The following is a 26,453-nucleotide window of genomic DNA, read 5'->3' as shown; positions in this document are numbered from 1 at the left end:
GCTATGGTTATAGGAATTATATTTGGGATTTTTGATATGTTGCATGTTGGGCATATCGTGGCATTGCAGGAAGCAAAGCAACAATGTGATTATTTAATTGTAGGACTTAAGACGGATTCAAATACCAAATTAGCAGACGAATACGTTGCTGCGCAAACGATGGTAGAGCGATTTATCAAATTGGAAGGGTGTAAATTTGTAGACGAAATTATTCCATATGAGTCTGAAGATGATCTCTCAGATATGTTGCAGTCCTTACCAATCCACAAACTATTCGTTAGCGAGGAATATAAGACCTTGGATTTTGCTGGAAGAGACTTCTGTATCGCTGAAGGTATTGAGATTGTGTACACTAAACGCAAAAATCGCTTTTCGAGCCAGTCATTACGCGAAATGGTAAGTGAAAAAGAACTCCAAAAGAAACAAAACATTTTTGCTGTCGAAAAGATACAATCAAACGCGCAGGCATTACACAAAATTCGTCAATGATCTTATAGTTTCAATCTTGTTGTGGCCTGCTAAGTCAGAAATGAATCAATTGCTTTCCTATGGAAAAGGTTAATATCGCTATAATTTCCAATGTTCGTAAGCTAAGATGTGCATACCGGATACTTTTTGATCAAGATTCTCAAAGCCCTGCTAGGATAGTTCTTGAAGGGCCTTCGATTGAAACCTTCGGGAGCAAAATTGACAGCTTGGGGAAAATCGACTTGCTATTTTTAGATTATCGCCTCGTGCTGAATAATACTGCGCTTTTTTTTTCTCTACTTAACGACTATTTTCCTCGAATACCCATTTTTCTTATACTTGACAAACAACTCAAAGAGGCCCAGCGATGCACAAATTATGTTACAGCTTTTTTATCGACAGATCTTCATCCAGCCGAACTGTTTTCATCGATCAGAGAAACAGCCAAATGCTACAGTTATTTTTAGCTTGTCGAGCCAATCTCAAAAGTCCATTCGCTTTGCTATTTAGCGTGCATGTGCCATCTTCACAGACAAGATGGGCTGGCCCCATTGAATAACGCGCCTTACACCGTGGCTTATGAAGAACTAGACGTATTTGTTGTCCAGCATCATTATTTGGAAGTAGCTAAAGAGATTGCGATTTTGCCTTCCCTAAAAGTTTTGCTACCTGAATCTGAATTTATCAAATATGCAATCTGAAGATTAGCTTTTTACTATCCACCCCTTCTACCTGATGAGATGTTCGCCGATGAAATTAAGTCCGAAATCAAGAAAGTTCTTTTGGTTCCGCTGGAAAAGGTAAGTCCATTGATTCTTACATTGTAAGGGCAACTCCGGAATATTTAAAACACGGTAATATCACTTTGTCGTATCACCAATTCTTTCTGTGCAAACTGGTATTCCAATTTCTGCTTATACTCTCGCCAATAGGACTGGTCAACAACAGGTACCATGACTTCGTAAACAATCATACGATCCTTGACTACTTCGTGCCCCTCATCCGCCCATATTCCTTCGGCGGGAGCTTGTATATAAGCGGTCATCCCACCAAAGTCTTTTATGAGTTGCTTCTTAATATTTTTATACAGATAATTTGGAAAAGGCTTTCCTTTTCTGTCTGTTAACGGTACAAAAATCTCAATCTTTTTGGCAGGTTTCATTTTTTTCTTTGCTATTTCTATTGCGTTAAGGGCATCCTTCGCACTCATTATTCTGAGGGGCCGAAAGAGTTTGTCTTCCTGTTTATTATAGCTGATAAAGAAATTTTGCAACTCTTCCAGCACCGTGTCGGGCAATTGGGCCACTCTATGAATACTTCCGAAGGTCATTGAAGTTTCAGGAACGACCAGAAACCTGTCATTCTCCACCATCTCACCGTTCTCTTGCTGTACGGCTTTTATTGCGCCTATGACTCTACATTTCATCATGCAGCCCGGAAAAGTTCCCTGCTCAGCTATTATAATAACATCCAGCGGATCTCCATCTTCACCTTCCGTTCCTGGAATAAAACCAAAATCGTAGGGAAAAACAAATCCCAAAGGTAGATACTTGGCAAGTACAAATCCTCCACAATTCGGATCGTAATTGTATTTGGCATTTGAACCTTTTGGTGTTTCGGCTGTACAAAAGATATGCTTTATAGTGATCATTGTTTTGTTGTTTTTACTGGTGTCCTGATATTAAACAGGTTCTAACTGTACCTTGAACAACGCTACCGCCATAATAGTTGCCTTCCGAAAGGTGTACGCTGCATTTTGAGTAAAAACCGAAGCCATGGGAAAACGAATACGGCTGGCGATTGTAGAATGTTGAGGTTTATCTTCACGCTACTATACCAATCAGTTGATGTATATCGTCATTTTTTTGAACGATACGCTGTTCTCTACTGTTCAGTTTAAAAACTAATTCATAAAGCAATGAAGAAAACTTTTTACATTCCTTGAACACTGTAAAGTGTAAAGGAAAGATGAAATAGATACAAAAATCACGCTTTAAACCATTAGGCAAATTGTTATAAAGACTTCAGCCGTTATTGTTTCCTGGAGGATGTTGCTATAACATTGGACCACATAAGAGAAATATTTAATGTCACTATAAAATTCATACTATGACACAATTCAAAAATCCACACACAAAATATCCGGTGCCCCCATTTCCAAAGCAGGAACAAGAAGTGCCGGGAGTAGAAGCTGAAATGAAGCCGCAAGCTGACCACGGCGAAGAGAGCTATATTGGCACGGGAAAATTAAAGGATGCTAAAGCCATCATCACTGGGGCTGATTCCGGAATAGGTCGCGCGATAGCGATCGCTTTTGCCCGTGAAGGTGCAGATGTGGTCATTAACTATGGTTATGATATCGAGGATCAGGATGCAGCCGCAACTGCACGTCTTGTTGAAAGCGAAGGTCGTAAGGCCATTATTTCCAAAGGTGATTTACGAGACGAAGCCTATGCTAACGAATTGATTGCTCTCTGTGTCAAGGAACTAGGTGGTGTTGATATTCTTGTCAACAATGCGGCCTATCAAATGGCCCATAAAACCTTGGAGGAACTTACGTCCAAAGAGTGGGATCGTACTTTCGAAACCAATATACGGAGTATGTTCTACTTGTGTAAAGCTGCAGTTCCTTATATGAAACCGGGCAGTTCCATTATTAATACGGCATCCGTAAACTCCTACCATCCCAACGCCGTGCTATTGGATTATGCAGCCACAAAAGGTGCCATTCAAAATTTTACAGCTAATCTGGCGCAGATGCTGCTTGAGCAGGATAAGGGAATTCGCGTCAATGCCGTCGCCCCTGGTCCAGTATGGACGCCTTTAATTCCATCCACAATGCCCGAACCTGAGAACTTTGGTAAGGATAGTCCAATTAAAAGGCCAGCACAGCCAGCGGAAATTGCCCCTGCGTACGTATTTCTGGCATCAGAAGAAAGCAGTTACATTGCTGGAGCCACTATTGCCGTAACAGGCGGTAAAATTGCAATATAAATTGTCAATACTGCAAGAGCTAAAAAAGACATCGCAATAGTCGCTCAATCTCTGGTAAACTGCGAAGGTTTATATAGCGCACAAAGTCTGTGCGCTTATTTATTTAAATTGATTCGGCTAATACTTTTGTCGCTGGTTCGGTCCTGCTTCATGAGCATTTCAACGCGCACTATGCAAGGTAAAAATAAAAGAGCCAAAACGAGATTCCGTTTGGCTCTGAATATAATTATAAAAAATGGTGTACTATCAATTCAATTTATAAGCTTTAAGTTGTTGCTGTAGCTTTTTACGGGCCATATGGATTCTTGTTTTTATTGTCCCTTCAGGCATGTTAAAATAACTTGCAATTTCATGGTATTTGTACCCATCTAAATATAATCGGAAGATCTCATAATTATCCTGCGTCAAACTACACATTGCCTTTTCGATGTCTTCCGCCATAAATTTGCTTACTCCCCTATTATGAACAGTATTATTGGAACTTTCTAGGTCAATATAGGTCTCTTGGATTTCCCCCACACGTTTAGCTTTACGGTATTTATTAATATATGTATGCTTCATAATTACATATAGCCAGCTCATTAATTTGGGGTGATGCACAAATTTATCAATAGATTTTAATGCCCGGATCCATGTTTCTTGGATCAAGTCTTCTTTTTCATCTGGGTCGTTTGTAAATTTAGTAGCAAAATGGTTTAGCAACCCTCTTTTCTCCTTAATTAGTACGTTTAAATTGTAGTTGTTCATAATTTATCCTCTTTGTTGTTTAAAAGTTGATCCTGATAACTTAGAACAAGAAGAATGCTAATTTTAAATGGATAATATCTGGAAAATAATTATACTGCTGGCAGGGGTAGAAATACGTATTCCCGCTGAAAGTGGGTGTATATGTCCAATTACAATCCTTTTTGAGCGAATTATTTCGTTTTGTTCAAAAATTAATTGATTAGGAAAAAAATAGATTAGGTAATAAATCGGAGCGAAATTGTAAGAAGTACGTTTTTAGGGTAAAAAAACAAAAAAATACTGTCCCTATCGTTGTATAAAATTGTAAACGCTTTTAACGTGGTTTTGTGCGCAATCAAATTAGGTCGTTTGACTTATTCGTTACAAAGCTGTATAATTGTACATTCTTTATAACTATTCTAAACTAAGTCAATCGGGTGATCAAGATATTGATAGCATATAGATAAAACTCTACATACGGGCAATCAAGCAGTATAAGATAAATTTAATCCATGGATGGAATACGTAAACGAACTTTCAAAAACCATTGACCAGTATCCCGAATCCATTTTAGTGATGCGTCAACAGATAGAGCAAAAATTGCCGGCCCATCAGCATGCCAAAGGACAGTTGCTGCTGGTATTTGGTGGTATAGCCTATCTTCAAACTTTGGATCGTGATTATTACATTCCCTCGAATCATTATATTTGGATCCCAGGAGATTATGCGCACAACCTGATGTATAATGCACAAGATCTTCATATTATCAATATCTACTTCCCCGCTGCTGATGATGGAGCTTTTTACAAAGAACTTGGCATCTATCCCGTCAGCAGATTATTGTTTGAACTGCTTGCCTTTAGTGAGACCTGGCAGGGCAATTATTTTACTGGCTGCTGGGAGTATGAATTGATGTCTACCATGAAAAAGCTGCTCGCACATGAAAATTTGCAGAAATTTTCTATTCAACTACCTACCACGGACGATAGCCGTATGCGTGCCATCACCGATGATATGCGTCATCGTATCGACGAGCCGTTAAGCTTGGAAGAGTCTGCCCAAAAATTCGGCCTCAGTGTCCGCAGTTTGACTAGACTTTTTCAACAGTGTTTACACCTCTCCTTTGTTCAATATCTCAAAATGCTCCGTGTCATACGTGCGATGGAACTACTCAAAGATACGAGTCTTTCCATAAGTGAGATTGCCTATCAGGTCGGTTATTCTAATATTTCGGCTTTCAGCAATACTTTTTTCCAACTGACAAATATCCGCCCTTCAGATTTTCGTTCTAAGTTACAGTAAGGCCAGGCTATCTTAATTCAATAAGGGATATTATCCTTTCGAAGCTTTAGGACAACATTGCGGATCCTTGGTGCCAATAACAAAGTGATAATGACACAAAGCAGTATAATAAACATTACATCATAATAATCCCGCACCGCTCGTGCAAATAACTGCTGTTTGATTAACTTATTAAAAAGAAAATCTGATGCGTTTTTAGCCACATACATATCGTTCCCGGCATTTATATAAGTATTTTGAATATCCTGCCATACCGAGGGGATAAGCGGGTTTGTTTCGATCAGCGTTTCGCGTAGTTTTTCGCGGATAGCTCCCTTTGTATAGAGTTGTAGCTGGTTATTAAGGGCAATGCTACTGCAGAATCCAACGAATCGGGCGAAGATACCTAATAGGGAGGCATATAGTGCCATCCCTTGTGGCGCTGCCGAAGCTGTAAAAAAAACAATTGGTACAAACAGCGCTCCAGTAGCAAGACCATAAATAAACATGGGTAGGATAAAATCTAAGGTCTCCCCTGCCACTGAGACAAACAGGAGCATATAGCCGTAATACATGGCCATAATCATAAATCCCACAAGCATGAGCTGCATCAGATTCGTCTTACTTAAGACAAAGCGGGCCGTCACAAACATGCTTAGTAAGGTTCCTGCAATCACCGCGAGCCAGAGCGGGATTGTGTGTATGGAATCGGTTGCCAATACATTCTCCACGTAGCTATAGGTCAGTCCTGTACTTCCCTTAAAGAGGTAGAAAATCACCAGTAATAATAGTCCCAATACAAAGTTTTTGGTTCCAAAAATGCGAAGGTCAATTAAAGGTCGTTTCAGTCGCATTTCTCGTAGGACGAATAAAATAAGCACAAGACCTAAAATAAGGCTTAGTACTTTAATGTACGGATTATCCAGCCAGTCCAACTGTTGCCCATATACAAGAATATATCCAAGAGCTAAGGTAATGTAGGTGTAATAGATATAACCGATCCAGTCGACCTGATATAGCGGTAGCTTTTTGTGAAGCCTGGCGTTCGGATGCATGGTAATCAATACGGTTAGCCCAAGTAGTATAAGTAGGATGATAATGCCATAAAATAGCCAATTGAAATCCCTGACATACAGGATAGCACTACAGAATATGGCATATAGTGGTACTGAAATCTGTATACCAGCATATAAAATAGTATAGCCAATTACCTTTGCTCTGGTTGACTCCAGCCGTGGAAAGATTAGGTTAAGTACGATACCTGACAAAAGAGCGCATGTCATCCCCTGTAAAAATTGGCCGATTAGAAAGACTGTCCAATTTCTGCTATAGAAGCAGATCAAGGTACATATCCCATTGATGGCGAGGGCCAGGAGCAAATAGCCTCGGGAAGCAAAGCGTTTTACGATGCGAACATCTAGCGCCAGGAAAGTTACGGTCGAGCCGTAAATAACCACCATTCCGTATTGCATGGCCGTAGCATCGATACCGTAGAATCCCATAATGGTTACAGGACTGCTATATAAGGCAAAACAGCAAAGTGATGTCATTAATATCGCAAAAATGACTGCCCGTGCGAGACCTTCCGAGACCCAGTGTTTAAATAAAGGTATTTTATGTGCTTGCATAGTTATTTTTTTAAAACATAAACATTGGCATTCATTCCAGGCGAGAGTTTAGATAGCATTTCCGAATTACCGGTCAATTTAATTCTGACTGGGATGCGTTGAATGATTTTTACAAAATTACCGGTGGCATTATCCGGTGGCAACAACGAGTAACGTGCTCCTGTCGTTGGCGAAAGCGATTCTATTATTCCAGAGAATACTTCGTCGGGGTAAGCGTCTGTTTCTATAGCAACCCGCTGTCCGATATGAAATGACTTGATCTGTGTTTCTTTGAAATTGGCGACCACCCATTTTTTTTCGGCCTCATTGAGCAAAAAAGCCAATGTTTGCCCCGGTTGCACAAGCTGTCCTTGTTGAATGGTTTTCTTACCAATACGACCATCAAAAGGTGCCGTTATTACGGTGTACCGAAGATCAAGTTCTTGTCGCTCCAATAGCGCCGTTTTGATATTTATTTCAGCGGCAATTGCAGCCCGCTGAGCTTGTATATCCTTGAGCCTTGATTTGGCGGCCTCAAGAGAAGCTATTGTCTGGGCATAGTCAGATTGTTGGCTCAGTAGTGTTGTATTCACGAGGTCAAACTTTTGTTGTGTGGTCGATTCATCTGCCAGCAGGCTTTTATATCGTTCAAACTCTTTGCGTTGTTGCTCTAATTTCGCCTGGACCCCCATTAATTGTGCCCTGATTACAGCAATGTTTTTGGATTGTGTAGCTTCACTTGCCGCCAAGATCGGCAGTTTCGCACGTGAACTTAACAACTCGGCTGCAGCGGCCTTTTGTTTGAGTCGATATTCATCTTTTTCAATCAATACAAGTGTATCGCCTTGATGTACCTGTTGGTTATCGTTGTAATAAATTTTACTGATATATCCACCCACTTTGGCGCTTATGGGCGATAAGTAAGCATCTATTTGTGCATCATTTGTCTGCTCATACTGTGAATTTCGCCATAGGTATAGCACGGCCCAGCCGAGCACGCCCGTAAGCAAGACAATACCAAAGTACTTCGTGGAGATGACCACGACCTTATCTATTTTATTCTTATTCATTATCTGATATCTTTTTAAAGTATCCCTGTTATCGCCAACAATTGGATGTGGCTTAGTTTTAATTCGACCAACGCAGATATGTGGTTAAACTTGGCTTCAAGCAATGCATTTTCTGCTTCTAACAGATCCGTCAACAAGGATTCCTGATTGAGATAACTGTTTTTGATGACCCGGACAGTTTCGGTGTTTTGCGCAATGTTTTTCTCCGCTGTTAGTACCTGTTGTTGAGCCTGTTCGCGCTGCAGGAATGCCTGTCTGATCTTCAGGTTAACTTCTTCCTGTTTGATCTGCATGACTGACTTTTGTTCCTCAATATGTATGTTCGCCTGTGCGATAGCATGTTTACTTTTGAATGCATTGTCGATAGACCATTGCATTTTGAGCCCCGTCTGCCCAAATCCCCATAAATTATTGCTATATGGATAGAATGAGATCTGCGGATAGGTGTAGCTGTAGTTCGAGTATAAGTAGAGCTTTGGCCGTGTGGCAGATTTCACCTGTTTTAGTTTTAATTCATTGGTTTTGATAGTGGATTCAATGATTTTAAATTCCTGAGACTGTAGTTGGGCAATGCCAACATAATCACCGTATGTATGTACATCCTGCAGATCAGGGTTCAAGTCTTCTTGAAGTGCTATTTGGAGTGATTCCATTTCGCCGCGGCCCATGAGAACATTCAGTTTCTGTTTCGTAAGGTCAATTCTTTTGAGTACTTCAGACCTGCGGAGTTCTAAATTGTCCAATTTAACAGCGATTCGCAGCACATCACTCTTTAAGACAATTCCATTCTTGTAGAGATGTTCGATTGTCGATAGCTGGCGTTGTTCAGTGGATATTTCGGCAGAAATAAATTCCTTGAATTTTATGAATTTGTATAGTTCATAATAAGCGACAGCAGTTATATACTTTAGATTGCTGTGCTGCAATTCGTATTCAAATTGCATGGCCAACTTTTCTTCCTTTTTTAGCTGAATATTTCTTTTATCGAGGCCACCATTGTAAAGATTGAGGTTTAGGTTGTAACCCAGCCCATAGCCATAACCGGATACCGGCACATCCTGTGGAGCAGAGAACAGTCCTTCTGGATACAGGAGGAATTTAGTGTTGAGTTTAAAATCCCCGTTGAGAGAAATCGTAGGTAAATACTGATCTTTCGCCTCAATAATGGCAAGAGAAGTAGCTATACCCTTGAGACGCTGTAACTTTAGCTGGTGGTTATGGGAGGCTATCGACTCCCATATTTTTACCAGGTTCACAGGCTGTACCGTATCTCTTACCTGGCCGTTGGCGGACTGTAAAAAGAAAAATATGCCCACACCAATAGAAACAAAAGAAAGATCCCGCCTCATTTCTTTACTCCTTTAAAAACAACATGCTTTTGCTTGGCGCTATGCCGTTTTTCGGCATATTTCTTCCAGGTCCGCCTCAATTCATGGAGAACGACGGAAAGGTCCCCCATCGGAAATAGGGGGAATAGATACATCCCTGCGTAGTTGAAGTATAACCTGTTCAATTGTCTATCGTCATCGGCAATTGGCTCAGCCGATTTCTCATGGACGACTTTCACAATAAATTTTTGTACTTTTTCTTTCATGATAACCTTGTTTAACGCTATTGGACAAAGTTATCGGGAAAGATGCTGGAGGATTTTATATAATTGGCCTAAATTTGGCCGAATCTGGCCAATATATTATTTCAGTTTTTGTTCCACTACCCGTAGACGTTTTCGCCAGGTCATCATCTGAGGGTCGTCATAGATCGGGTCACCAAGATTGTCCAGCAATCCCAATGCTTTGGCTAAATTTTCACTTAGATCGGCAGATTTTCGGTTTGTTTTTTTCCACTCGCGCTGGTTCTCTTTGATCTCATTTTCAAAAGCAAGGAGCGCCTTTTTTATGATCTGATGTTCTTTTTTGTAATCTTTTAGCTTACGAAAAAGGACCATCAATCGATTGTAGGCATCCACATTTAGCTTATCTTTTGTGATAATAGCTCTATAATCTTTTATTGCTTCTTCGGTACTACCTTCTGATTCCAATGATCTCGCCCTCTTCAACTGCGCATTAATTGAGATTCGTGTAGCCGTAGTTTCCACCATTTTTTATTGGGTTGATTCATTGATATAACAAAACAAGGGTATCTATAGTTTATAAATACAAAATTTTTCAGGGAAGTGACGTTTACCGCATCTCGTAAAAGCATTTAATCTATTCAAAGAAAGGCAAATAAATAAAGCACTATAATGTTCTCTTAGTAAAAACCTTATATTTGCCTATTATGTTCTTAATGAGATAAAATAAGTCCTATTAAATAACGTTATTGGGGTAAAGGAATTTATACATGCTATAGCTTGGATTTGTTCATCTACCTCAATAGGCCACATCAGTTTAAAGTATCAATATGAAACATCACTACCTAGTTACACTTGCCATCGGAATATTGGCGATGTCGGGATTAAAAGCACAGGAAAATACCAATTTAATTAAATTAAATATCTTGCCATTGGCGGTTGGCAATGTCGCGTTCGAATATGAAAAGGCGGTTCAACAACGCGTATCACTAAATGCGACATTAAGTCTTCGTCCTAAATCTGGACTCGCCTTCCGCTCGATATGGGAATCTGCTATTGATGATCCAAATGACATTCTGGGTGGAGCGAAATTTGGGGCATTTTCCTTTACACCGGAAATACGCTTTTATCTCGGTAATAATGATGCTTTCAGAGGATTCTACTTTGCTCCGTTCGTAAAATATGCGCGTTATAGCCTTAGCACCATACTGTCGGTTGAAGAGCCAGATTACCAAAAGAAAGTTCCGATTTCGGGTGCCTTGAATGCCTTGACAGCTGGACTAGCTATTGGTAGCCAATGGCGTCTCGGCGAGCATATCTATCTAGATTGGCGAATTATTGGTCCCAACTACGGATTTAATAACGGTACCTTTGAGGGGAAAACCCAATTAAACACCGATGAACAAGAGGAACTGCGTAAACAGTTGGAGGATTTTGACATTGATGTGTTAGACCTCAAAAAAGAAATTGATTCCGAAGGAGTCACGCTCAAGACGAAAGGCCCATTCGCTGGGATTCGTACTGCTTTATCCTTGGGGTATCGATTTTAGTGGCGATCGATTTCGTGCATATGCCTATCCTCCCGATCTTTCTCCGTTATTTTTCAGTCTATTCGCTACATTATAGCGTTACATTTTCTCATTGGCGATGCTCAAGGTAGCAATTAAAGTATTCGGAGCAAAAAAGGTATTTTTATATTATGAACCCCTTTTTTGTTAATTATTGAGGTGGTTTTTTGTTTTTCGAATGAAATTTCACTATTCAGAACAAAAAGATTTCCTTTTCTCTATAAAAACCCTGATAATATTTTATTTTTTTATTTTATATCTTATTCATTTCTGATTTAATGGGTGTATTTTTTGAATATATCTTTTTATTCGTGCTTTCGGTTGTTTAATATCTTTATTTTATTCTATATTTTTTATTATCCACTTATTTTTTCCAATAAAATATATTAATATTTATTTTTTATGGATATAAAATATGATATATATCATATTTTTTGATAAATTTGATTGTAATATTATATTAATAATATGATTTTGATGTAAAATATATTGTATTATCCATTATATTTTATGTTTTTGTCAATTTTATAAATAAAAATATGGTAAACATCAGTGATTAGTTTGTTGTAATTGGTTTTTTAATCCAAAAACAGATTATAAAGCGATGATTTAACATAAAAGTATTAAAAAACAAAATATTGCTATGTAATTACCATTTTCATCAACCATAAACTTACAAAACCATGAACCAACAACTTCAGCCACTTGACAAGCTCCGTGTCTTCTCCTTCCGAGGCATACAGATGCGCACCTTTCACATTACTTGGATTACATTCTTTTTCTGTTTTTTTGGATGGTTTGGCGTTGCGCCACTCATGCCATTGGTCCGCGAACAACTTGGACTGAGTAAAAGCGAAGTCGGTAATATCATTATCGCTTCTGTTTCCGCTACTATTGTTGCACGATTATTTGTTGGAAAAATGTGTGACACTTTGGGGCCAAGGATTTCCTATACCATCCTCTTGGTGGCTGGTTCTATTCCTGTCATGCTTATCGGTCTGAGTAATAGCTACGAATCATTTTTAATGTTTAGATTTTTCATCGGTATTATTGGTGCTTCGTTTGTGATTACTCAATTTCATACGTCAATGATGTTTGCGCCCAATATCATTGGGACAGCAAATGCCGTGACCGGCGGTTGGGGAAATCTTGGTGGGGGCGTTACCAATTTAGTTATGCCGCTTATAGCAGCTACATTTGCTGGAATGGGCTTTGTGAGTCATTCAGATTCCTGGCGAATCGCAATGGTAGTACCTGGAATTATTCTACTTATCATGGCTTGGATTTACTACCGTTATACGACAGATACGCCTAATGGTAACTTTAATAACCTTCCTGCAGACACACGGTCCTATTCTAAAAAAAATGGTTCATTTTTGCTTGCATTAAAAGATTATCGAGTCTGGGTACTCACCCTTGCTTATGCAGCCTGTTTCGGAATAGAAATCACTGTAGACAATGTGGCAGCAACTTTTTTCATTGATCGTTTTGATACGGGCATCATTGTGGCGGGAGCATTGGCTAGCATATTTGGCGGTATGAATCTTTTTGCCCGTGCATTGGGCGGTATGGTAAGTGATAAAGTAGGAAAAACTTATGGGATCAAGGGTAAGGGCGTACTCCTTGGGATATTGTTGCTTTTAGAAGGAATAGGTATCAGCCTTTTTTCCACATCCAACACCTTGGTGCTAGCGATTATTACCATGCTGCTTTTTGCCCTCTTCCTAAAGATGGCAAACGGATGTACTTACGGCATTGTACCTTTTATCAACAAGGATAATATCGGTAGTGTAAGCGGGATTGTCGGAGCTGGCGGCAATATCGGTGCGATGTTGGTTGGCTTTCTTTTCAAATCCGAGACGTTGAGTTATGCTGACGCTTTTCAATACATCGGTATCGGTGTGTTCTTGATCGGATTCACAGTTTTACTTGTCCGTTTCCGCCCGAAAAGCCAAACAGCTATTCAAGCTGTCTCGCTAGAAGTGCAAAACTAGTAGTCGGTATGAACAAAAAATTGAACAACGTTTACAAAAGCACTTGCTGCTACTGCGGAATAGGCTGTGGAGTAGAAATAACCGTAGAAAAAAATCAGCTGATATCTGTTGCTGGTGATACACAACATCCAGTCAACCAGGGAAAGCTATGCAGTAAAGGAATGAATTTGCAGTATACGGTAAACGACCGCTCTGATAGGTTGCTTTATCCGGAAATGCGTTACCATCGCTCTGCTCCCCTACAGCGTGTTTCCTGGGATGACGCGATGGAACGAACAGCGGCAGTATTTCGTGCCCTGATTGCAAAATACGGCCCCGACTCTGTTGCATTCTATGCCTCAGGGCAATGTCTCACCGAGGAATATTATATTCTTAATAAGCTCGTCAAAGGGTTTATCGGCACAAATAATATTGATACAAACTCTCGTCTATGCATGAGCAGCGCAGTTGCAGCGTACAAAAAGACACTGGGCGAAGACAGTGTACCGATCTGCTACGATGATATCGAAATCGCAGACTGCTTTTTGGTCACAGGTGCCAACCCTGCATGGTGTCATCCTATCCTTTGGAGGCGTGTCGAGGCTCATAAAGCAAAGAATCCAGCGACCAAAATTATTGTTATTGATCCCCGGGTTACCGATACTTGCGCTTTGGCAGATCTACATTTGCAGATCAATCCCGGAACAGACATCGTTCTCAACTACGCATTGGGAAGATTGCTCATTGAACAGGGAGATATGGATCTTGATTTTATAGAACATCATACCGAAGGTTACGCGCAATACAAAGAACGGGTCTTTGAGCGCACCTTGTTGGAATCTGCAGCGATTTGCGGTGTTGCAGCTGAAGATATCGAACTTGCGGCCAGTTATATCGGCGAATCCAAAGGCTTTTTGAGCATGTGGACAATGGGGCTCAACCAGAGCGTGGTGGGTGTCAACAAGAACCTAAGTCTGATTGCGCTTAACTTGATCACTGGAAAGATTGGTAAACCTGGGAGTGGCCCATTTTCCCTTACTGGACAGCCCAATGCCATGGGTGGCCGAGAAGTCGGCGGCTTGGCCAATCTTCTGCCGGCCCATCGGGACATGGACAACAAAACGCATCGCGACGAACTGCAGCAATTCTGGTCCGGTACGATCATAAGTGGAAAGCCCGGGCTTACGGCTACAGAGATGTTTGAAGCATTGGCAGATGGGCGCCTCAAAGCTATTTGGATACTTTGTACCAATCCATTGACCAGTATGCCCAACGTACGTTTGGTCGAAAAGGCCTTGCATAAAGCCAAATTTGTCGTTGTGCAAGAGATCTCCAATAAACCTCAGACTTTAGCCTTTGCCGATGTTATTCTTCCCGCTGCTGCATGGGCAGAGAAAGAGGGTACAATGACCAACTCGGAGCGAAGGATCAGTCATCTGCACAAGGCTATAGATCCGCCAGGTGAAGCTCGCCCAGATGCAGAAATCTTTTCCTTATTTGCAGAGAAAATGGGCTTTAAGGGCTTTGCATATCAAACACCCCAGGATATCTATAAGGAACATGTGCAATTGACAGTCGGGACAAGCATCACGGTACAGGGCTTGGATTATACGCTTATTGACAGCCTGAATACCGTACAGTGGCCTTTCAACGTTGATAAGAAAAAGGGAACTGCGCGTTTATTCGCGGACAACAAATTCCATACGGTAAGCGGCCGTGCGCAATTGCACAGCCCGCCAGTCCAGTATCTTAGCGAAATGCCTGACCTGAATTTCCCGTTTATTCTCACCACCGGTCGCATACGTGACCAATGGCATACTATGTCAAAAACTGGCAAGGTCAGTAAACTCAACCAACACATTCAAAATGCATTTTTGGAAATTCATCCAAGCGATGCAGTATCGCTTGATCTCAGGGATGGTCAATTGGCCAATATCTACTCCCTTCGTGGAGAGGTTCGTGTCAGGGCGCGTGTCAGCAACAGCATTAAACCTGGCGTTGTGTTCCTTCCGATGCATTGGGGGAAAATATTGGGATCCGACCTCAATCGGGCCAACAATCTAACAAATGATTTAGTTGATCCCATTTCCAAAGAGCCCGACTTCAAATTCTGTGCGGTGCGTGTTGAAAAACATATTAAGAGAAAAGAGCGTATCGTTATTATTGGCGCAGGCGCAGGTGCGCATGGTTTTGTTCGGTCATTTCGCGAGTTGAACGGAGACGATGAGATCGTTATCTTTAGCAATGAAAATACACCTTTTTACAATCGCGTCATGTTGCCCCATTACATCAGTGGCGAACTCAAGTGGGAACAACTCGTCAAGATGCAAGATGCTGAAGAAGCTGGATTAAAAATACAGCATATTCGTGCTGTACAGGTTACTGCCATCGATCGTGACAATAAGTGTGTCTACGATTCCAGGGGAATAAAAACCAGCTATGATGTACTGATTCTCGCTACCGGCAGTAGGCCTAGCCTGCCCAGGCACGTGCCGCAACTGCCCGGCATTTTTACGATGAGGAGCCGAACGGACGCTGACCGTCTCATTAAATATCTTCCGAAGGAGGCGCATGTTGCTATCGTCGGTGGTGGCTTATTGGGGCTGGAAATGGCAGCCTCACTTCGTGAAAACGGAACAAAGATTACCATTATACAACGGGTTTCGCGTTTTCTAAATAGGCAATTGGATCCATTGGGAAGCCAGCTCCTCCATGAGCAGATGGTAGACCTTGGTTGCGATATATTTTATAACGATGAAGTGCAACTCTACTGCGGGCGCAATAAACTGACCAAAATTGAATTAAAAAGTGGTCGACAGATCAAATGCGATGCCGTCATTTTGGCCATTGGTACTACCCCTAATATCGAATTGGCTAAAGAGGCGAATTTGCTGTGCCAACGCGGCGTAGTTGTCGATCAGCATATGAAAACTAGCGATCCGGCAATTTATGCCGTCGGTGAGATTGCCGAGTTTGAAGGTACACTTTATGGCATCACGGCAGCAGCCGAAGAACAGGCTGTTGCCGTCGCCAATTACCTTCAAGGTGATATCAGTAGCTATTATAAAGGGAGCTTATTTATGAATATTATCAAGATTCAAGGTTTTGACCTATGCAGTATTGGCTTGGCTGAAGCTCCAAATGAGGAGTATGAAGAAATTGTCTTTATCGATAAAGCCAAGAGATATTATAAAAAGTGTATTATCCACAGCGATAGACTTGTCGGTGCCATACTGATTGGTGACAAAAACGAATTTCTGGAATTCAAAAACTTGATCGCAAATAGAATTGAATTGAGCGAAATGCGTTTACAGCTTTTACGCAGCGGGACAGCCAAAGAAGCTGTTTCAGGTAGATTGGTATGTTCCTGTAGCCAAGTTGGTGAAGGTAATCTGATCAGACGAATGAGTGATGGATGTACTGATTTTCAAGAATTATGTACTTCTACAGGAGCCGGTACGGGTTGTGGTTCGTGCCGGCCGGAAGTGAAGAGCATTCTAGAGAACTATATTACCGATAATGAAAAGGAGGCACAACTTTATGCAAAGTAATAGAATTAACACGGAGCAATTTGTTAAAATTAATCTTACGGGTGGTGCAATCTCTACGGGCGAACTCGCCAATCTATTGGAGCCTTTAGCTGAAGCCGGTATAAAGGAAGTTAAGTTTGGCAGCCGGCAGCAGCTTTATTTCCGGGTCAACGATGCTCAGTTTGAAGATCTGGAATATACCCTGCTCAGTTTGGATTTTCATTATGAACTTGGACATGACATTCATCCAAATATTGTTAGCTCCTACGTGGCTGACGGTATTTTCAATCAGAGTGCATGGATACGGGAAGGGGTATATAAAGATATTTTGGACAGTTTTGATTTCAACCCCAGATTAAAGGTAAATATTGTCGACGCCAGCCAGTCACTTGTACCCTATTATACCGGTAATCTCAATTTCATCACCTCTGAGCTTAGCAATTATTGGCACCTACAACTTCGGTTTCCAAAAAGTAGCTTATTTTATACCTGGTCCACCCTGGTGAATACCGACGATATTGCGATGCTAAGCCAATTGTTGGAGCCAATGATGTTCGGGATGTCAGTCAAAAACGCGAACGACGGACAGCAACTCGGGCAAAAATTGGAAGAGTTAGCAGCTGCATCCGGAAAATTTCTGTTTCAACCTGTCGGACAACCCTTTTCGGAACCGGCCTTTAAGCTCCCTTATTATGAAGGTTTCAATGCTTATCAAGATCGATTATGGTTGGGCGTCTACAGGCGCTCCGAAACGTTTTCAATCGCTTTTTTACGTGATATATGCAACCTATGTCTACAACATAGAATCGGCCAATTGTATACCACTCCGTGGAAATCTATTATTATCAAGGATATACAGCCTGCTACCCGTTCATCCTGGGATCTTATATTGGACCAGCACCGGATCAATTTACGCCATGCGCTCAACGAGCTCAATTGGATGACCGATGATTTTGATCCCAGCGCCTTAGCGATCAAGCAGGAACTGGTACATCGGATGAATTGGTTGGATATTCGTACCTACAAACTCAGTTTTGGTATTAAAATGCAGCCCAAAACTGGTATTTGGGGATCTATAATTTTACGTTTCATCAACGCTACTGAGCATAAATCCTGGTTTGAAGTGCAGCACACACGGGACTTTAACCCCAATTCACGGGATTTTCTCACCTACCGAAAACCTGTAGAGCGTGCCCAACTTATCGATGTCATTTTGGACTTATGTGAGGATTTTTATAAATTTCAAAGCAAATTGGCCACACAGCAGTTAAGTGAAATCCCACCAGCTCAGGTTTCTGAAGAACCTGTCAGTTTAATTGCGCTTTATCAATGCCAGGCTTGTCAAACAATTTATGACCCAACATGGGGAGATAGTACACAAGACATCGTTGCTGGTACTTTATTTGACGAGTTACCTGTCACCTACTGCTGCAGCGTTTGTGAGAGTGGTAAGTTAACCTTTAGCAAGGTACTGATAAAATAAGGTGGCTTACAAACATAGTCCTCGGCGTACTTGTTGCCTATATTGCTTTCAAAACGACAAGCGTTAACAAGGATATCGACATACCACAAGTATGGTAAAGCGAGACCTGCTTTTTCTAGCAGTATTCGCTGCCAGGAATTGAATCAGTTGTCGATAAATATGGACTTTAACTGGGATGTTATTCGTGGTGATGACAGCAATTAAAGCCTTATTAAAAAATCTTTGAGTACCTTCAAGAAATCTTCTGGGCATGAAAAGTGTACGTTGTGATCAGCACAATCAAATAGCTGATGTTGTATCAAATCAGGGTGTAGAGATTGTAGTTGCCGATTACCTTCCTGTGCGTCAAAAGAATCATTTTCACCAATGGCATCTATTAGCAATATTGGGACGCGCAATGAACGGTAAGTTGCAATTGGATTTACCCGTACAATAGAAGAAGCATATCGGCTAATTTCCGAAGGCTTATTTAACAGCTGAGCATAATGTGTGCTATCCTGCATATTCATATACGCATTGAGGCCATGGTATAGAAAGCTATTGTTGTCTTTATGTTTTATAGAACCGAAGATTTGCCATTGCTGCGCTGAGCCATCAATCTGATCTATGTTTTTATAGATTTCATACTCTGATCTATAGACATCAAAGAGCAATTTTTGAACTTCTACTGGCGGTTCCAATGACTCAAAGAAGGTCTTTATTTGAGCTGCATCCATTTGTTTAAATAAAGATTTGAAAGGGACCGAACCACCGTCCTCTAGCACCAATGCATCCACCCGATCGGGAAACTTATCATAAAAAGCTGTCGCCAGGTAACCACCCCTTGAGAATCCACCCACTACTGCATTCTTAATTTGCAGTTCATCCATCACGGCTGCGAGATCATCGGCAAAATCCCAGAAATCCAGATCGCGCTCCGGTATCGTTGTTAATCCGTGTCCATAATGATCGACAGACAACACACAGTACCCTGCCTTGACAAGTGATTCTGCAAAGGGATAAAAGTCATAGGCAGACAAGAAACTTCCCGGTAACCAGACAAATACTTTGTCGGTATTGGCGCCCCACCGGAGATAAGAGATTCGGTGGTTGGCCCCCTGGACAGTGCCCCTATGCTCTTTTTCAAATCTATTGAAAGTGTTTTGAGCTGATTTATATTTTTGATAAAGGGCAGTGTCCATCACCTGTGCATGGACTGATGAAATAAACAGTAGGATCCCAACAACGAAATTGCTAATATGGAGCATGCGAAATAAATAAACCGGTTGTAAATACTTGCATAAAGTTAACAATTTTATTACTGTTCATAGAAGACTCACTTGGGTGCTTGGATAAATAATAACGATGATCGTTTAAATCCAACATAAATTGCCTTTCCTAAAAAAAATAAACCCTAAAAGAGGCTAAGCAGCAAGCTAGATTATACCATTTATTCACATCAAGTAGGTAGTCCTTCACTGCGCAATATTTTGGTACCATTAAATCCATGAAAACAGGGATTTTTCCATTTGGCTATTTGTCGTAGTTTTAGGGGTATTGATCTAAATAATAAACTACTTATCTGAGATGGAACATACGATGAAACAATATACCTTCAAATATCAAAACAGCAGCGGACTTCTTTATTTACTGCTCGTTCTCGTTGGAATACCACTGGTCATCATGCTGCTCACTGTATGGCTTATGGATTATGTAGAATGGATTTTTTGGCCTAATATGATAATAATGGTCTGCCTGATGGGGCTAGGAATCTGGCGGTTTGTGAAAAAATCCAGGGCAATAGATACCATCAGTCTGGATGAGGAAGGGTTTACATCCCTTAGTTATGGGCGTATTCTTTACCAAGATATACACAGTATACCACCCTATGGTCCGCTTCAGGCACCCCCACCATCCATGCGGATCAAACTCAATAATGGAAAAAAGCTGGTTTGGCTTTTCAATCCGGACCACCCAAAATCTGCCGCTGAGGCCATTATCTTTACCGCATTCAAGGCCGAACTTTTACATCGCCTGGAGCAGCGGGCATTAGCTCTTCAAGCCGAGCCTCCTGAAGAAAATGCCACCGCCAGCGATGTCATTGTAGATGACAAGCACAACAATACCGCAAAAGCGCTTGTCTCTCAACTTGAAGAATCTAAAAAACGTGATTATAAGTACATCGCTATTCCGATATCAGCCGTATTTGCACTGGTGATGCTTTTTCGAACTTGCGGCGCTGATTTTATTCAGCAACAGCGGGACAGGGAATCGGCAGGTTTTCGAGATGCTATCCTCAGCATGGAAACAACCTATGAAAATAATGTACAAAGAGCCAAAGTTGTTGCTGAAGCATATGCCCTGACATTCGGCCCAGTATTTTTATGGACCAACGATTCTCAGGCTTCAGTAGCTTTTAGTCCCCATATATCGAAGGATCCCTATGGTGCCGAAATCAATGTGATTGGCTTGCGCCATGCAGAAGACAATAAACTATTGGAGGAATATATCCGTCATCCCGATAGCGTGGGTTACGACTTAACGGTGATCAATCCATCTGAAAAATTTCAGGCTGTTATGAGCAAGAGCGTATTTAGCGAGGATGATAGTCTAACCATGCCAATTTACCTTACAGTATATAACCCCAAAGAATCTTTGCCTACGCCATTCCGTCAGCATGCCGTAGATTCGACATTCAGACCCATCCGGTACAGTACATCTATTGCAGTGCCGCGTGCTGGCGACCCGAAAGAAGAGATATTCGATAATATGGACTTTGCTTCAGTCCGTTCTATACTCCAAAAATACAAAGGGACCTACTTCTATATGGCCGCGAAAGAACAAGATGGCTTACCAGCTCAACAATTTGAAAAAATAAAAACGCTAGTTTTACAAGACTTTAAAAAGCACAAAGTCAATACAAATCAATTCATAAGCAAACAATGTAATGTAAGGTAGTGCTTTTATTTTTCTAGACTTGACCATAAAATATATCCGCTGGACACCTTTTCCTGGTTGTCACAATAATTGATGTAAACCCAACGGTCATCGACGATGTTTCCAATATCCACTTGGACCGGAATGTCAAAACAAAGAAAGGCACATTATGGCATGAAACGCATTCATATAATTCGCAAAGATGAAAGATCCATAGCGTCTTAATTATAGTTCAATTTCTAATCGCATTTCCAATAAATTTGGCTTGAAACCAGCTTTGCTATATGCAATTATTGCGCTATCATTTTGGTCATAAACCTGAAGTCTAACTTCGGATATATTTCTGTGCTTTGCCCAATTTATGAGCGCTTCCAGAATTAATTTATTGATACCCTGCCCACGGTAGTCAGGCCGCACATACATAAATCCCAGATGGACATATTGTGCATATTTTTGAAAGGGTTTTGCAGCCATTATTTTCGCATATCCGGACCCTACGATCTGATCGCCGATCGTCGCAACCAAGACTTCCGCGTGGGACGATTTTATTAATTCCAACAAATCATAGTAATGAATCTCGCCTTCTTTTAAAGTGCTATCATACGGTCGTTCTGCTGCTACTATTCCCTGTTCAAATTCTAGTAAAACATTGATTTCATGCTCTTGTGCTTGTCTGATTTTTACTTCCATTCTTGATATTTTTTGATTATTTGTTGATATACGACCATTTTCGAGTCATAAGCAGTTGCTGCAATATACAAAAATCGATGATCCTAAGGCCCCAAAGAAATGTCAATAGTCTGTAAATTGCTGTAACGGTCTATGCCTGTTACAAAAGAAAATTGGACAATCGATTGCATGCAATTTATTTTCGAAATATGTAAATCGTTTGATAAATTGACTGTGAACAATTAAAAATAAATTATGAAAAAAATCAAATTTGTGGCACTCCTCAGTGCTGCACTGGTCTTTTTTGTCTCCTGCGAAAAGACTGTTGAAAAAACGGCGGACGAAGAAACACTATCCCTACGGGCGGCGACACCAGGTCCCAACGGTTATGAGGTTCCACTCGGCGGCAACGCCTTTGTGACATCGGCACCTTCCGGTGCAGTTGAGATTATCAATAGCAATGGTTTAGCGAATTGGACCAATTCGAACAGCATCGTGAGCACCTATGCCAAACTGCCGCAGGCCGGTACATTGACCGTTAAAATTCGAGCCAAAGTATTGCCCAATGGTGATAGCAGTGTGGTTAAGTTGACAATCAATGGTGTTAGTAAGCAAGTAAGCCTGAAGGGTGGTACTACGAAAGACTATACAGTGGGTAGTTATACACTCGATGCCGGCGGTTATGCTAAAATGGATCTCCAGGGTGTTTCCAAAACAGGTGGTTACTTTGCAGACGTGTCACATTTAATTTTGAGTGGAACAGCGACTACGGGAACCGTCATTTATAGTGACAACAACGTCGATAATACCTATTATTGGTCACGTCGCGGTCCTTCTTGTCATCTAAGTTACACCGTACCTACCAACCAGCAGGTTTCCTATTACTATAGTGAAATCAATGTTCCTAGTGGTGAGGACAAAATAGGCTCTTACTTTATGGCTAACGGATTTGGCCAGGGCTATTTTGGTATGCAGGTCAATTCAGCGACCGAGCGCCGTATTTTGTTCTCCGTCTGGAGTCCATACAGTACCGACAATCCGGCAGAAATACCTGTTGAAGACCGGATTACGCTCAACCGCAAAGGTGCCAATACGATTACAGGAGAGTTTGGTGGTGAAGGGTCTGGCGGGCAGAGCTATATGAAGTACAGCTGGACGAGTGGTAAAAGCTATAAATTTTTACTTAAAGGTGAGCCAGACGGAAGTGGTGCAACTGATTTTACCGCCTGGTTTAATGATCCTTCGGTCAACAACTGGGTGTTAATCGCTAGCTGGAAAAGGCCCAAAATAGCGACCTACCTAACCAACTTCCATAGCTTCCTAGAGAATTTTAATGCTGATAATGGCTATTTGGGGCGTTCAGCAGATTATAAGAATCAATGGATTCGGACGGCATCAGGCACCTGGATGCCGGTGGTTCAAGCCAAATTTACTGTGGATGCCACCTACTCCAGCAATCAGCGCATCGATGCCATGGGTGGTACCAACGGTAGTAACTTCTTCCTTAAAAATGGTGGATTTTTCAATACTGTCGTTAATCCTGGTACATTATTTACGGTAAATAATGGAAATACTGCACCAGCGATTGACCTTACCACACTGCCCTAAGTATGGGAAAGCAGGTAAGCTGATAGCCCAAACAACAGACAGGGAGGCATAATTACAGGCCTCCCTGTCTCTGTTATTGGACTCGTAGGCTCCTGTCTTTGCTGTATAGCACAAGGAACCGAGATCATGTTGGATGGATACATGTTTAGTTCAATGGAAAGAAGAACAAAAAGAAATTTTTTAGGGTAAACGATTTATCCAAAAAGTTTGTTCAACTAAAAAAAGAACTATGAATACCAAACTTAAATTAGCTATAGCTGTAATTACCGGAGTGGCATTGATTTTTTTCAAACGCCGTAAAGAAAAAATAAAAAATAGCGAACAGTCAAAAGCTGCTCAAAAAAAATCCAATAACGGGCAATCAAGTAAACCCGTCGGTTATCGGCCATTTAAAGACCTAGCGGAGGAAAATGCGCCTAATATCGTAGCGCTGCAGAATACTGGTCCACAATCTTTTGCTGATGGAAAACACGTACCCACATCAAGTTCTCCCCAGCATATAGCCTATCATCCTAAAGGTAATAGGCATCACTAGGGACCTTTGCAACGGCACAGGGTACTAAAGCACGTTCCTAATCCGATTAATGGCATCCATTTCCAGATCCTTCCACCTCGAAAGAGGCTGTTGTGTCTGCTTGACCAAGGTCGATCGCTTTGATCACAACGAACTATCCTATCGGGAATTGTATCTTTGAAACGGTCAAAACCGGCCGGCAATTTCGTGGAAACAAATGTGCTCCTTATCCGGATAAAATTCGGCCATGATCTTAAACATTTTCTCAAATTTGTGGTTATCTTTAACGAAATCTTTATCGTGCCATATGATAGAAAACGTATTTAGTACAGGTGATATATCGAAAAATGAAATAAAACGGTTAGCGGCATTACGATATTACGAGATTATTGATACACCTCCTGAAGCCTGCTTCGACGGGTTGGTAAAACTTGCTGCCGAAATCTTTAATATGCCAATCGCCGTGCTATCACTTGTCGATGCGGACACCGTATTTTTTAAGGCCAACGTGGGGATAGACATCCCAGCGAGTATCGATCGCAAAGACGGCTTCTTTGATTTGGCAATTTCTGACAAAGATGTTACAGTACTAGAAGACATACAGGAAAATCTGGGTCAAAAAGCAAGCAATCTAATTGAAGACCTGGGAATTCGGTTTTATGCCGCAGCGCCTCTGATTACAGCAGAGGGTTTTTTGATAGGCGCATTGAGTATTATGGATAAGCAGCCCCGCGGACTTATTGCGTCGGAAAGAAGCATCCTCGCCGGATTAGCCCGTACGGCGATGGATCAAATCGAGTTACGAAAAGCATCAATGGCCCAAATTGCCGATGTGGAACAGGTTAATGTTACTTTGGCAAATATGCAACAACGTTTGATCGATCTAAATGGCCAATTGGAGAGTACCAACGCGCAGCTGAGCAAAGCCAATACACAGCTCAACACATCATACCATACTACTGCGTCACTGAACAGGGATCTTAAAAAGAGTGAGCAGCGTCTAAAATCATTTATCAACAAAGCCCCTATCGCTTTTGCCATATTGACCGGCCGTGAAATGACCATCGAAGTCGCCAACGACATGGTTCTTTGGGTATGGCGCAAAACTCCCGCTGTTATCGGGCAGCCTTTAGCGAGGGCCTTGCCCGAGCTCAAAGACCAACCGTATCTTGATCTATTAGACCAAGTTTTTACAACGGGTGTCACCTATGTTGGCGATACAGCTTTAGTGAGCTTAGAGACCAATGGTGTCTTCGGAGATCATTACTTCGATTTTATTTATGAGCCGCTTAAGGGTGAGGATGGGAATACAGAGTCCATCATTGTTATTGCCAATGAGGTTACCGATCGCATCCTTCAGAAAGAAAATCTGCAATCACTCAACCAACAGTTGGAAATAGCGTTGGAGGCCGGTGAGTTAGGTACATACAATTTAGACATCCAAAGCGGTAAAAATCATACATCATCCACATGCAGAGCACATTTCGGCCTTTCTAATAACGAGCTGTTTGAATTTAATGACTTTCTAAACTCAATTGTTCCGGAACATCGGGATATGGTCAATAATAAAGTCCAGGATGCGATCTTCAATAAAGTACCCTATCAGGCCGAATATCTTACGCAATGGCCTGACGGCTCCCGTCACTGGATCAGTTCATCAGGTCTGACACGTTATGATGCAGATGGTAATCCCATCAATTTGATTGGTGTAACTGTGGATGTCACGAAGCGAAAAAATTATGAGGCTCAGAAAGATGATTTCCTTAGTATAGCCAGCCACGAGTTAAAGACGCCTATCACAAGTCTCAAAGGCACGATTCAGATGCTTGAAATGCTCAAAGATAAAGCTGCAGACCAAACCATTTGCAGACTTATAGACATGGCCGCCGTTAGCATTAAAAAGATTACAACACTGGTCGATGACCTTCTTAATATGCACCGAATCAGTGAGGGACAGCTAGCATTAAAGTGGACGAATTTTTCGGTAACGAAAATCATTGATTCCTGTCGTAATGATGCGAGTCTGCTCGGCAAGTATCAGCTCAACGTGAGTGGTGATCTACATGCGACGCTCTATGCGGATGAACAACGTATCGAGCAGGTGCTAACCAATTTTATTAATAATGCAATCAAGTACGCTCCTACTTCATATGATATTGAAATCAAGATTGAGCATCTCCCTGAACATGTAAAAATAAATGTACAGGATTTTGGTGAAGGAATAGCTCCCGCTGTTCAGCAACATATCTTTGGACGTTATTACAGAGCCAATCATGAAGGCAAACAATACTCTGGTCTGGGACTAGGACTCTATATCGCCGCTGATATCATAGGTCGTCATGGTGGACAGATCGGAGTCGACAGCACTTTAGGTGTTGGTAGCAATTTTTGGTTTACGATACCACATCCTTTATAGGGAAAAATACCCGATTTTTTTCGAATTAATACGGTCTTAACAGAAAAGGCATATGGTTTG

21 protein-coding genes are annotated in these 26,453 nt (G+C 41.3%); 12 read left to right on the top strand and 9 right to left on the bottom strand.

Going from position 1 to position 26,453, the window contains the following annotated elements:
* Window positions 1-3 precede the first annotated feature (3 nt).
* Together HPC41_RS10680 and HPC41_RS25105 are read left to right on the top strand one after the other, a co-directional pair.
* Window positions 4-489, top strand: a complete 486-nt coding sequence (locus tag HPC41_RS10680; RefSeq protein WP_172394011.1) for an adenylyltransferase/cytidyltransferase family protein — start codon at window positions 4-6, stop codon at window positions 487-489.
* A 494-nt stretch (window positions 490-983) separates the two neighbouring features.
* Entirely contained in the window at window positions 984-1,169 is a 186-nt protein-coding gene (locus HPC41_RS25105; RefSeq protein WP_216660730.1) for a hypothetical protein, read from the top strand.
* Window positions 1,170-1,312: 143 nt separating this feature from the next.
* Here HPC41_RS25105 and HPC41_RS10675 read toward each other — a convergent pair whose 3' ends face one another.
* A complete protein-coding gene (locus HPC41_RS10675) occupies window positions 1,313-2,119 on the bottom strand; it encodes an inorganic diphosphatase (RefSeq protein WP_172394010.1) in 807 nt (268 codons plus the stop codon).
* Window positions 2,120-2,577: 458 nt separating this feature from the next.
* Between HPC41_RS10675 and HPC41_RS10670 the strand changes: the two genes are divergently transcribed.
* Window positions 2,578-3,462, top strand: coding sequence for an SDR family oxidoreductase (locus tag HPC41_RS10670; protein ID WP_172394009.1), 885 nt, complete (start codon window positions 2,578-2,580; stop codon window positions 3,460-3,462).
* Between the two features lie 246 nt (window positions 3,463-3,708).
* Here HPC41_RS10670 and HPC41_RS10665 read toward each other — a convergent pair whose 3' ends face one another.
* The gene (locus tag HPC41_RS10665; protein ID WP_172394008.1) at window positions 3,709-4,209 is read right to left on the bottom strand and encodes an RNA polymerase sigma factor; all 501 of its coding nucleotides are present in this window, start codon (window positions 4,207-4,209) and stop codon (window positions 3,709-3,711) included.
* Window positions 4,210-4,704: 495 nt separating this feature from the next.
* Here HPC41_RS10665 and HPC41_RS10660 point away from each other — a divergent pair, with 495 nt between their 5' ends.
* On the top strand, window positions 4,705-5,490 hold the full coding sequence (locus HPC41_RS10660; RefSeq protein WP_172394007.1) for a helix-turn-helix domain-containing protein: 786 nt from the start codon (window positions 4,705-4,707) through the stop codon (window positions 5,488-5,490).
* Window positions 5,491-5,507: 17 nt separating this feature from the next.
* Here the strand turns inward: HPC41_RS10660 and HPC41_RS10655 are convergent, their stop codons facing one another.
* The 5 genes from HPC41_RS10655 to HPC41_RS10635 form a co-directional block, all read right to left on the bottom strand.
* The gene (locus tag HPC41_RS10655) at window positions 5,508-7,097 is read right to left on the bottom strand and encodes an MFS transporter (RefSeq protein WP_172394006.1); all 1,590 of its coding nucleotides are present in this window, start codon (window positions 7,095-7,097) and stop codon (window positions 5,508-5,510) included.
* A gap of 2 nt (window positions 7,098-7,099) precedes the next feature.
* Window positions 7,100-8,146, bottom strand: coding sequence for an HlyD family secretion protein (locus tag HPC41_RS10650; protein ID WP_172394005.1), 1,047 nt, complete (start codon window positions 8,144-8,146; stop codon window positions 7,100-7,102).
* Window positions 8,147-8,160: 14 nt separating this feature from the next.
* Entirely contained in the window at window positions 8,161-9,495 is a 1,335-nt protein-coding gene (locus tag HPC41_RS10645) for a TolC family protein (protein WP_172394004.1), read from the bottom strand.
* Window positions 9,492-9,740 carry a hypothetical protein gene (locus HPC41_RS10640; protein ID WP_172394003.1) on the bottom strand — a complete coding sequence of 83 codons (249 nt, stop codon included), beginning with the start codon at window positions 9,738-9,740 and terminating at the stop codon, window positions 9,492-9,494. The genes HPC41_RS10645 and HPC41_RS10640 overlap by 4 nt, the downstream gene beginning before the upstream one ends.
* Window positions 9,741-9,836: 96 nt before the next feature.
* Window positions 9,837-10,244, bottom strand: coding sequence for a tetratricopeptide repeat protein (locus HPC41_RS10635; RefSeq protein ID WP_172394002.1), 408 nt, complete (start codon window positions 10,242-10,244; stop codon window positions 9,837-9,839).
* Window positions 10,245-10,546: 302 nt separating this feature from the next.
* Here HPC41_RS10635 and HPC41_RS10630 point away from each other — a divergent pair, with 302 nt between their 5' ends.
* From HPC41_RS10630 to HPC41_RS10615, 4 genes are all read left to right on the top strand, one after another.
* Window positions 10,547-11,266, top strand: coding sequence for a DUF3575 domain-containing protein (locus HPC41_RS10630; RefSeq protein WP_172394001.1), 720 nt, complete (start codon window positions 10,547-10,549; stop codon window positions 11,264-11,266).
* A 701-nt stretch (window positions 11,267-11,967) separates the two neighbouring features.
* Entirely contained in the window at window positions 11,968-13,278 is a 1,311-nt protein-coding gene (locus HPC41_RS10625; protein WP_172394000.1) for an MFS transporter, read from the top strand.
* 8 nt (window positions 13,279-13,286) lie between these two features.
* Window positions 13,287-16,808 (top strand): nitrate reductase, encoded by a 3,522-nt coding sequence (locus HPC41_RS10620; protein ID WP_172393999.1) that lies wholly within the window; start codon window positions 13,287-13,289, stop codon window positions 16,806-16,808.
* Window positions 16,798-18,270 (top strand): rubredoxin, encoded by a 1,473-nt coding sequence (locus HPC41_RS10615; protein WP_172393998.1) that lies wholly within the window; start codon window positions 16,798-16,800, stop codon window positions 18,268-18,270. Before HPC41_RS10620 ends, HPC41_RS10615 begins: the two co-directional genes overlap by 11 nt.
* Before the next feature lie 200 nt (window positions 18,271-18,470).
* On the opposite strand, the gene HPC41_RS10610 is transcribed toward HPC41_RS10615, so the two are convergent.
* The gene (locus HPC41_RS10610) at window positions 18,471-19,517 is read right to left on the bottom strand and encodes an alpha/beta fold hydrolase (protein ID WP_172393997.1); all 1,047 of its coding nucleotides are present in this window, start codon (window positions 19,515-19,517) and stop codon (window positions 18,471-18,473) included.
* A 319-nt stretch (window positions 19,518-19,836) separates the two neighbouring features.
* Here HPC41_RS10610 and HPC41_RS10605 point away from each other — a divergent pair, with 319 nt between their 5' ends.
* Window positions 19,837-21,207, top strand: a complete 1,371-nt coding sequence (locus HPC41_RS10605) for a hypothetical protein (RefSeq protein ID WP_172393996.1) — start codon at window positions 19,837-19,839, stop codon at window positions 21,205-21,207.
* Window positions 21,208-21,411: 204 nt separating this feature from the next.
* On the opposite strand, the gene HPC41_RS10600 is transcribed toward HPC41_RS10605, so the two are convergent.
* Window positions 21,412-21,876, bottom strand: coding sequence for a GNAT family N-acetyltransferase (locus HPC41_RS10600; protein ID WP_172393995.1), 465 nt, complete (start codon window positions 21,874-21,876; stop codon window positions 21,412-21,414).
* A 234-nt stretch (window positions 21,877-22,110) separates the two neighbouring features.
* On the opposite strand from HPC41_RS10600, the gene HPC41_RS10595 reads away from it, so the two are divergent.
* The 3 genes from HPC41_RS10595 (at window position 22,111) to HPC41_RS10585 (ending at window position 26,393) form a co-directional block, all read left to right on the top strand.
* Window positions 22,111-23,463 (top strand): DUF3472 domain-containing protein, encoded by a 1,353-nt coding sequence (locus HPC41_RS10595; protein ID WP_172393994.1) that lies wholly within the window; start codon window positions 22,111-22,113, stop codon window positions 23,461-23,463.
* A gap of 229 nt (window positions 23,464-23,692) precedes the next feature.
* Complete coding sequence (locus HPC41_RS10590) at window positions 23,693-23,998, top strand: hypothetical protein (protein ID WP_172393993.1); 306 nt, start codon at window positions 23,693-23,695, stop codon at window positions 23,996-23,998.
* Window positions 23,999-24,284: 286 nt separating this feature from the next.
* Entirely contained in the window at window positions 24,285-26,393 is a 2,109-nt protein-coding gene (locus tag HPC41_RS10585; protein ID WP_172393992.1) for an ATP-binding protein, read from the top strand.
* Window positions 26,394-26,453 lie beyond the last annotated feature (60 nt).

The sequence above is a fragment of the Sphingobacterium prati genome, assembly GCF_013167215.1.
Lineage (GTDB): Bacteria > Bacteroidota > Bacteroidia > Sphingobacteriales > Sphingobacteriaceae > Sphingobacterium > Sphingobacterium prati.
This window is presented reverse-complemented; position numbering and strand designations above follow the sequence as displayed.

What these genes read in the sequence shown, in the direction of transcription:
- HPC41_RS10585 (WP_172393992.1), top strand. Translation starts at nt 24,285, where the DNA reads ATGATAGAAAACGTATTTAGTACAGGTGATATATCGAAAAATGAAATA.
- HPC41_RS10610 (WP_172393997.1), bottom strand. Translation starts at nt 19,517, where the DNA reads ATGCTCCATATTAGCAATTTCGTTGTTGGGATCCTACTGTTTATTTCA.
- HPC41_RS10595 (WP_172393994.1), top strand. Translation starts at nt 22,111, where the DNA reads ATGAAAAAAATCAAATTTGTGGCACTCCTCAGTGCTGCACTGGTCTTT.
- HPC41_RS25105 (WP_216660730.1), top strand. Translation starts at nt 984, where the DNA reads ATGTGCCATCTTCACAGACAAGATGGGCTGGCCCCATTGAATAACGCG.
- HPC41_RS10635 (WP_172394002.1), bottom strand. Translation starts at nt 10,244, where the DNA reads ATGGTGGAAACTACGGCTACACGAATCTCAATTAATGCGCAGTTGAAG.
- HPC41_RS10665 (WP_172394008.1), bottom strand. Translation starts at nt 4,209, where the DNA reads ATGAACAACTACAATTTAAACGTACTAATTAAGGAGAAAAGAGGGTTG.
- HPC41_RS10620 (WP_172393999.1), top strand. Translation starts at nt 13,287, where the DNA reads ATGAACAAAAAATTGAACAACGTTTACAAAAGCACTTGCTGCTACTGC.
- HPC41_RS10670 (WP_172394009.1), top strand. Translation starts at nt 2,578, where the DNA reads ATGACACAATTCAAAAATCCACACACAAAATATCCGGTGCCCCCATTT.
- HPC41_RS10640 (WP_172394003.1), bottom strand. Translation starts at nt 9,740, where the DNA reads ATGAAAGAAAAAGTACAAAAATTTATTGTGAAAGTCGTCCATGAGAAA.
- HPC41_RS10680 (WP_172394011.1), top strand. Translation starts at nt 4, where the DNA reads ATGGTTATAGGAATTATATTTGGGATTTTTGATATGTTGCATGTTGGG.
- HPC41_RS10625 (WP_172394000.1), top strand. Translation starts at nt 11,968, where the DNA reads ATGAACCAACAACTTCAGCCACTTGACAAGCTCCGTGTCTTCTCCTTC.
- HPC41_RS10660 (WP_172394007.1), top strand. Translation starts at nt 4,705, where the DNA reads ATGGAATACGTAAACGAACTTTCAAAAACCATTGACCAGTATCCCGAA.
- HPC41_RS10605 (WP_172393996.1), top strand. Translation starts at nt 19,837, where the DNA reads ATGGAACATACGATGAAACAATATACCTTCAAATATCAAAACAGCAGC.
- HPC41_RS10615 (WP_172393998.1), top strand. Translation starts at nt 16,798, where the DNA reads ATGCAAAGTAATAGAATTAACACGGAGCAATTTGTTAAAATTAATCTT.
- HPC41_RS10600 (WP_172393995.1), bottom strand. Translation starts at nt 21,876, where the DNA reads ATGGAAGTAAAAATCAGACAAGCACAAGAGCATGAAATCAATGTTTTA.
- HPC41_RS10630 (WP_172394001.1), top strand. Translation starts at nt 10,547, where the DNA reads ATGAAACATCACTACCTAGTTACACTTGCCATCGGAATATTGGCGATG.
- HPC41_RS10645 (WP_172394004.1), bottom strand. Translation starts at nt 9,495, where the DNA reads ATGAGGCGGGATCTTTCTTTTGTTTCTATTGGTGTGGGCATATTTTTC.
- HPC41_RS10655 (WP_172394006.1), bottom strand. Translation starts at nt 7,097, where the DNA reads ATGCAAGCACATAAAATACCTTTATTTAAACACTGGGTCTCGGAAGGT.
- HPC41_RS10675 (WP_172394010.1), bottom strand. Translation starts at nt 2,119, where the DNA reads ATGATCACTATAAAGCATATCTTTTGTACAGCCGAAACACCAAAAGGT.
- HPC41_RS10650 (WP_172394005.1), bottom strand. Translation starts at nt 8,146, where the DNA reads ATGAATAAGAATAAAATAGATAAGGTCGTGGTCATCTCCACGAAGTAC.
- HPC41_RS10590 (WP_172393993.1), top strand. Translation starts at nt 23,693, where the DNA reads ATGAATACCAAACTTAAATTAGCTATAGCTGTAATTACCGGAGTGGCA.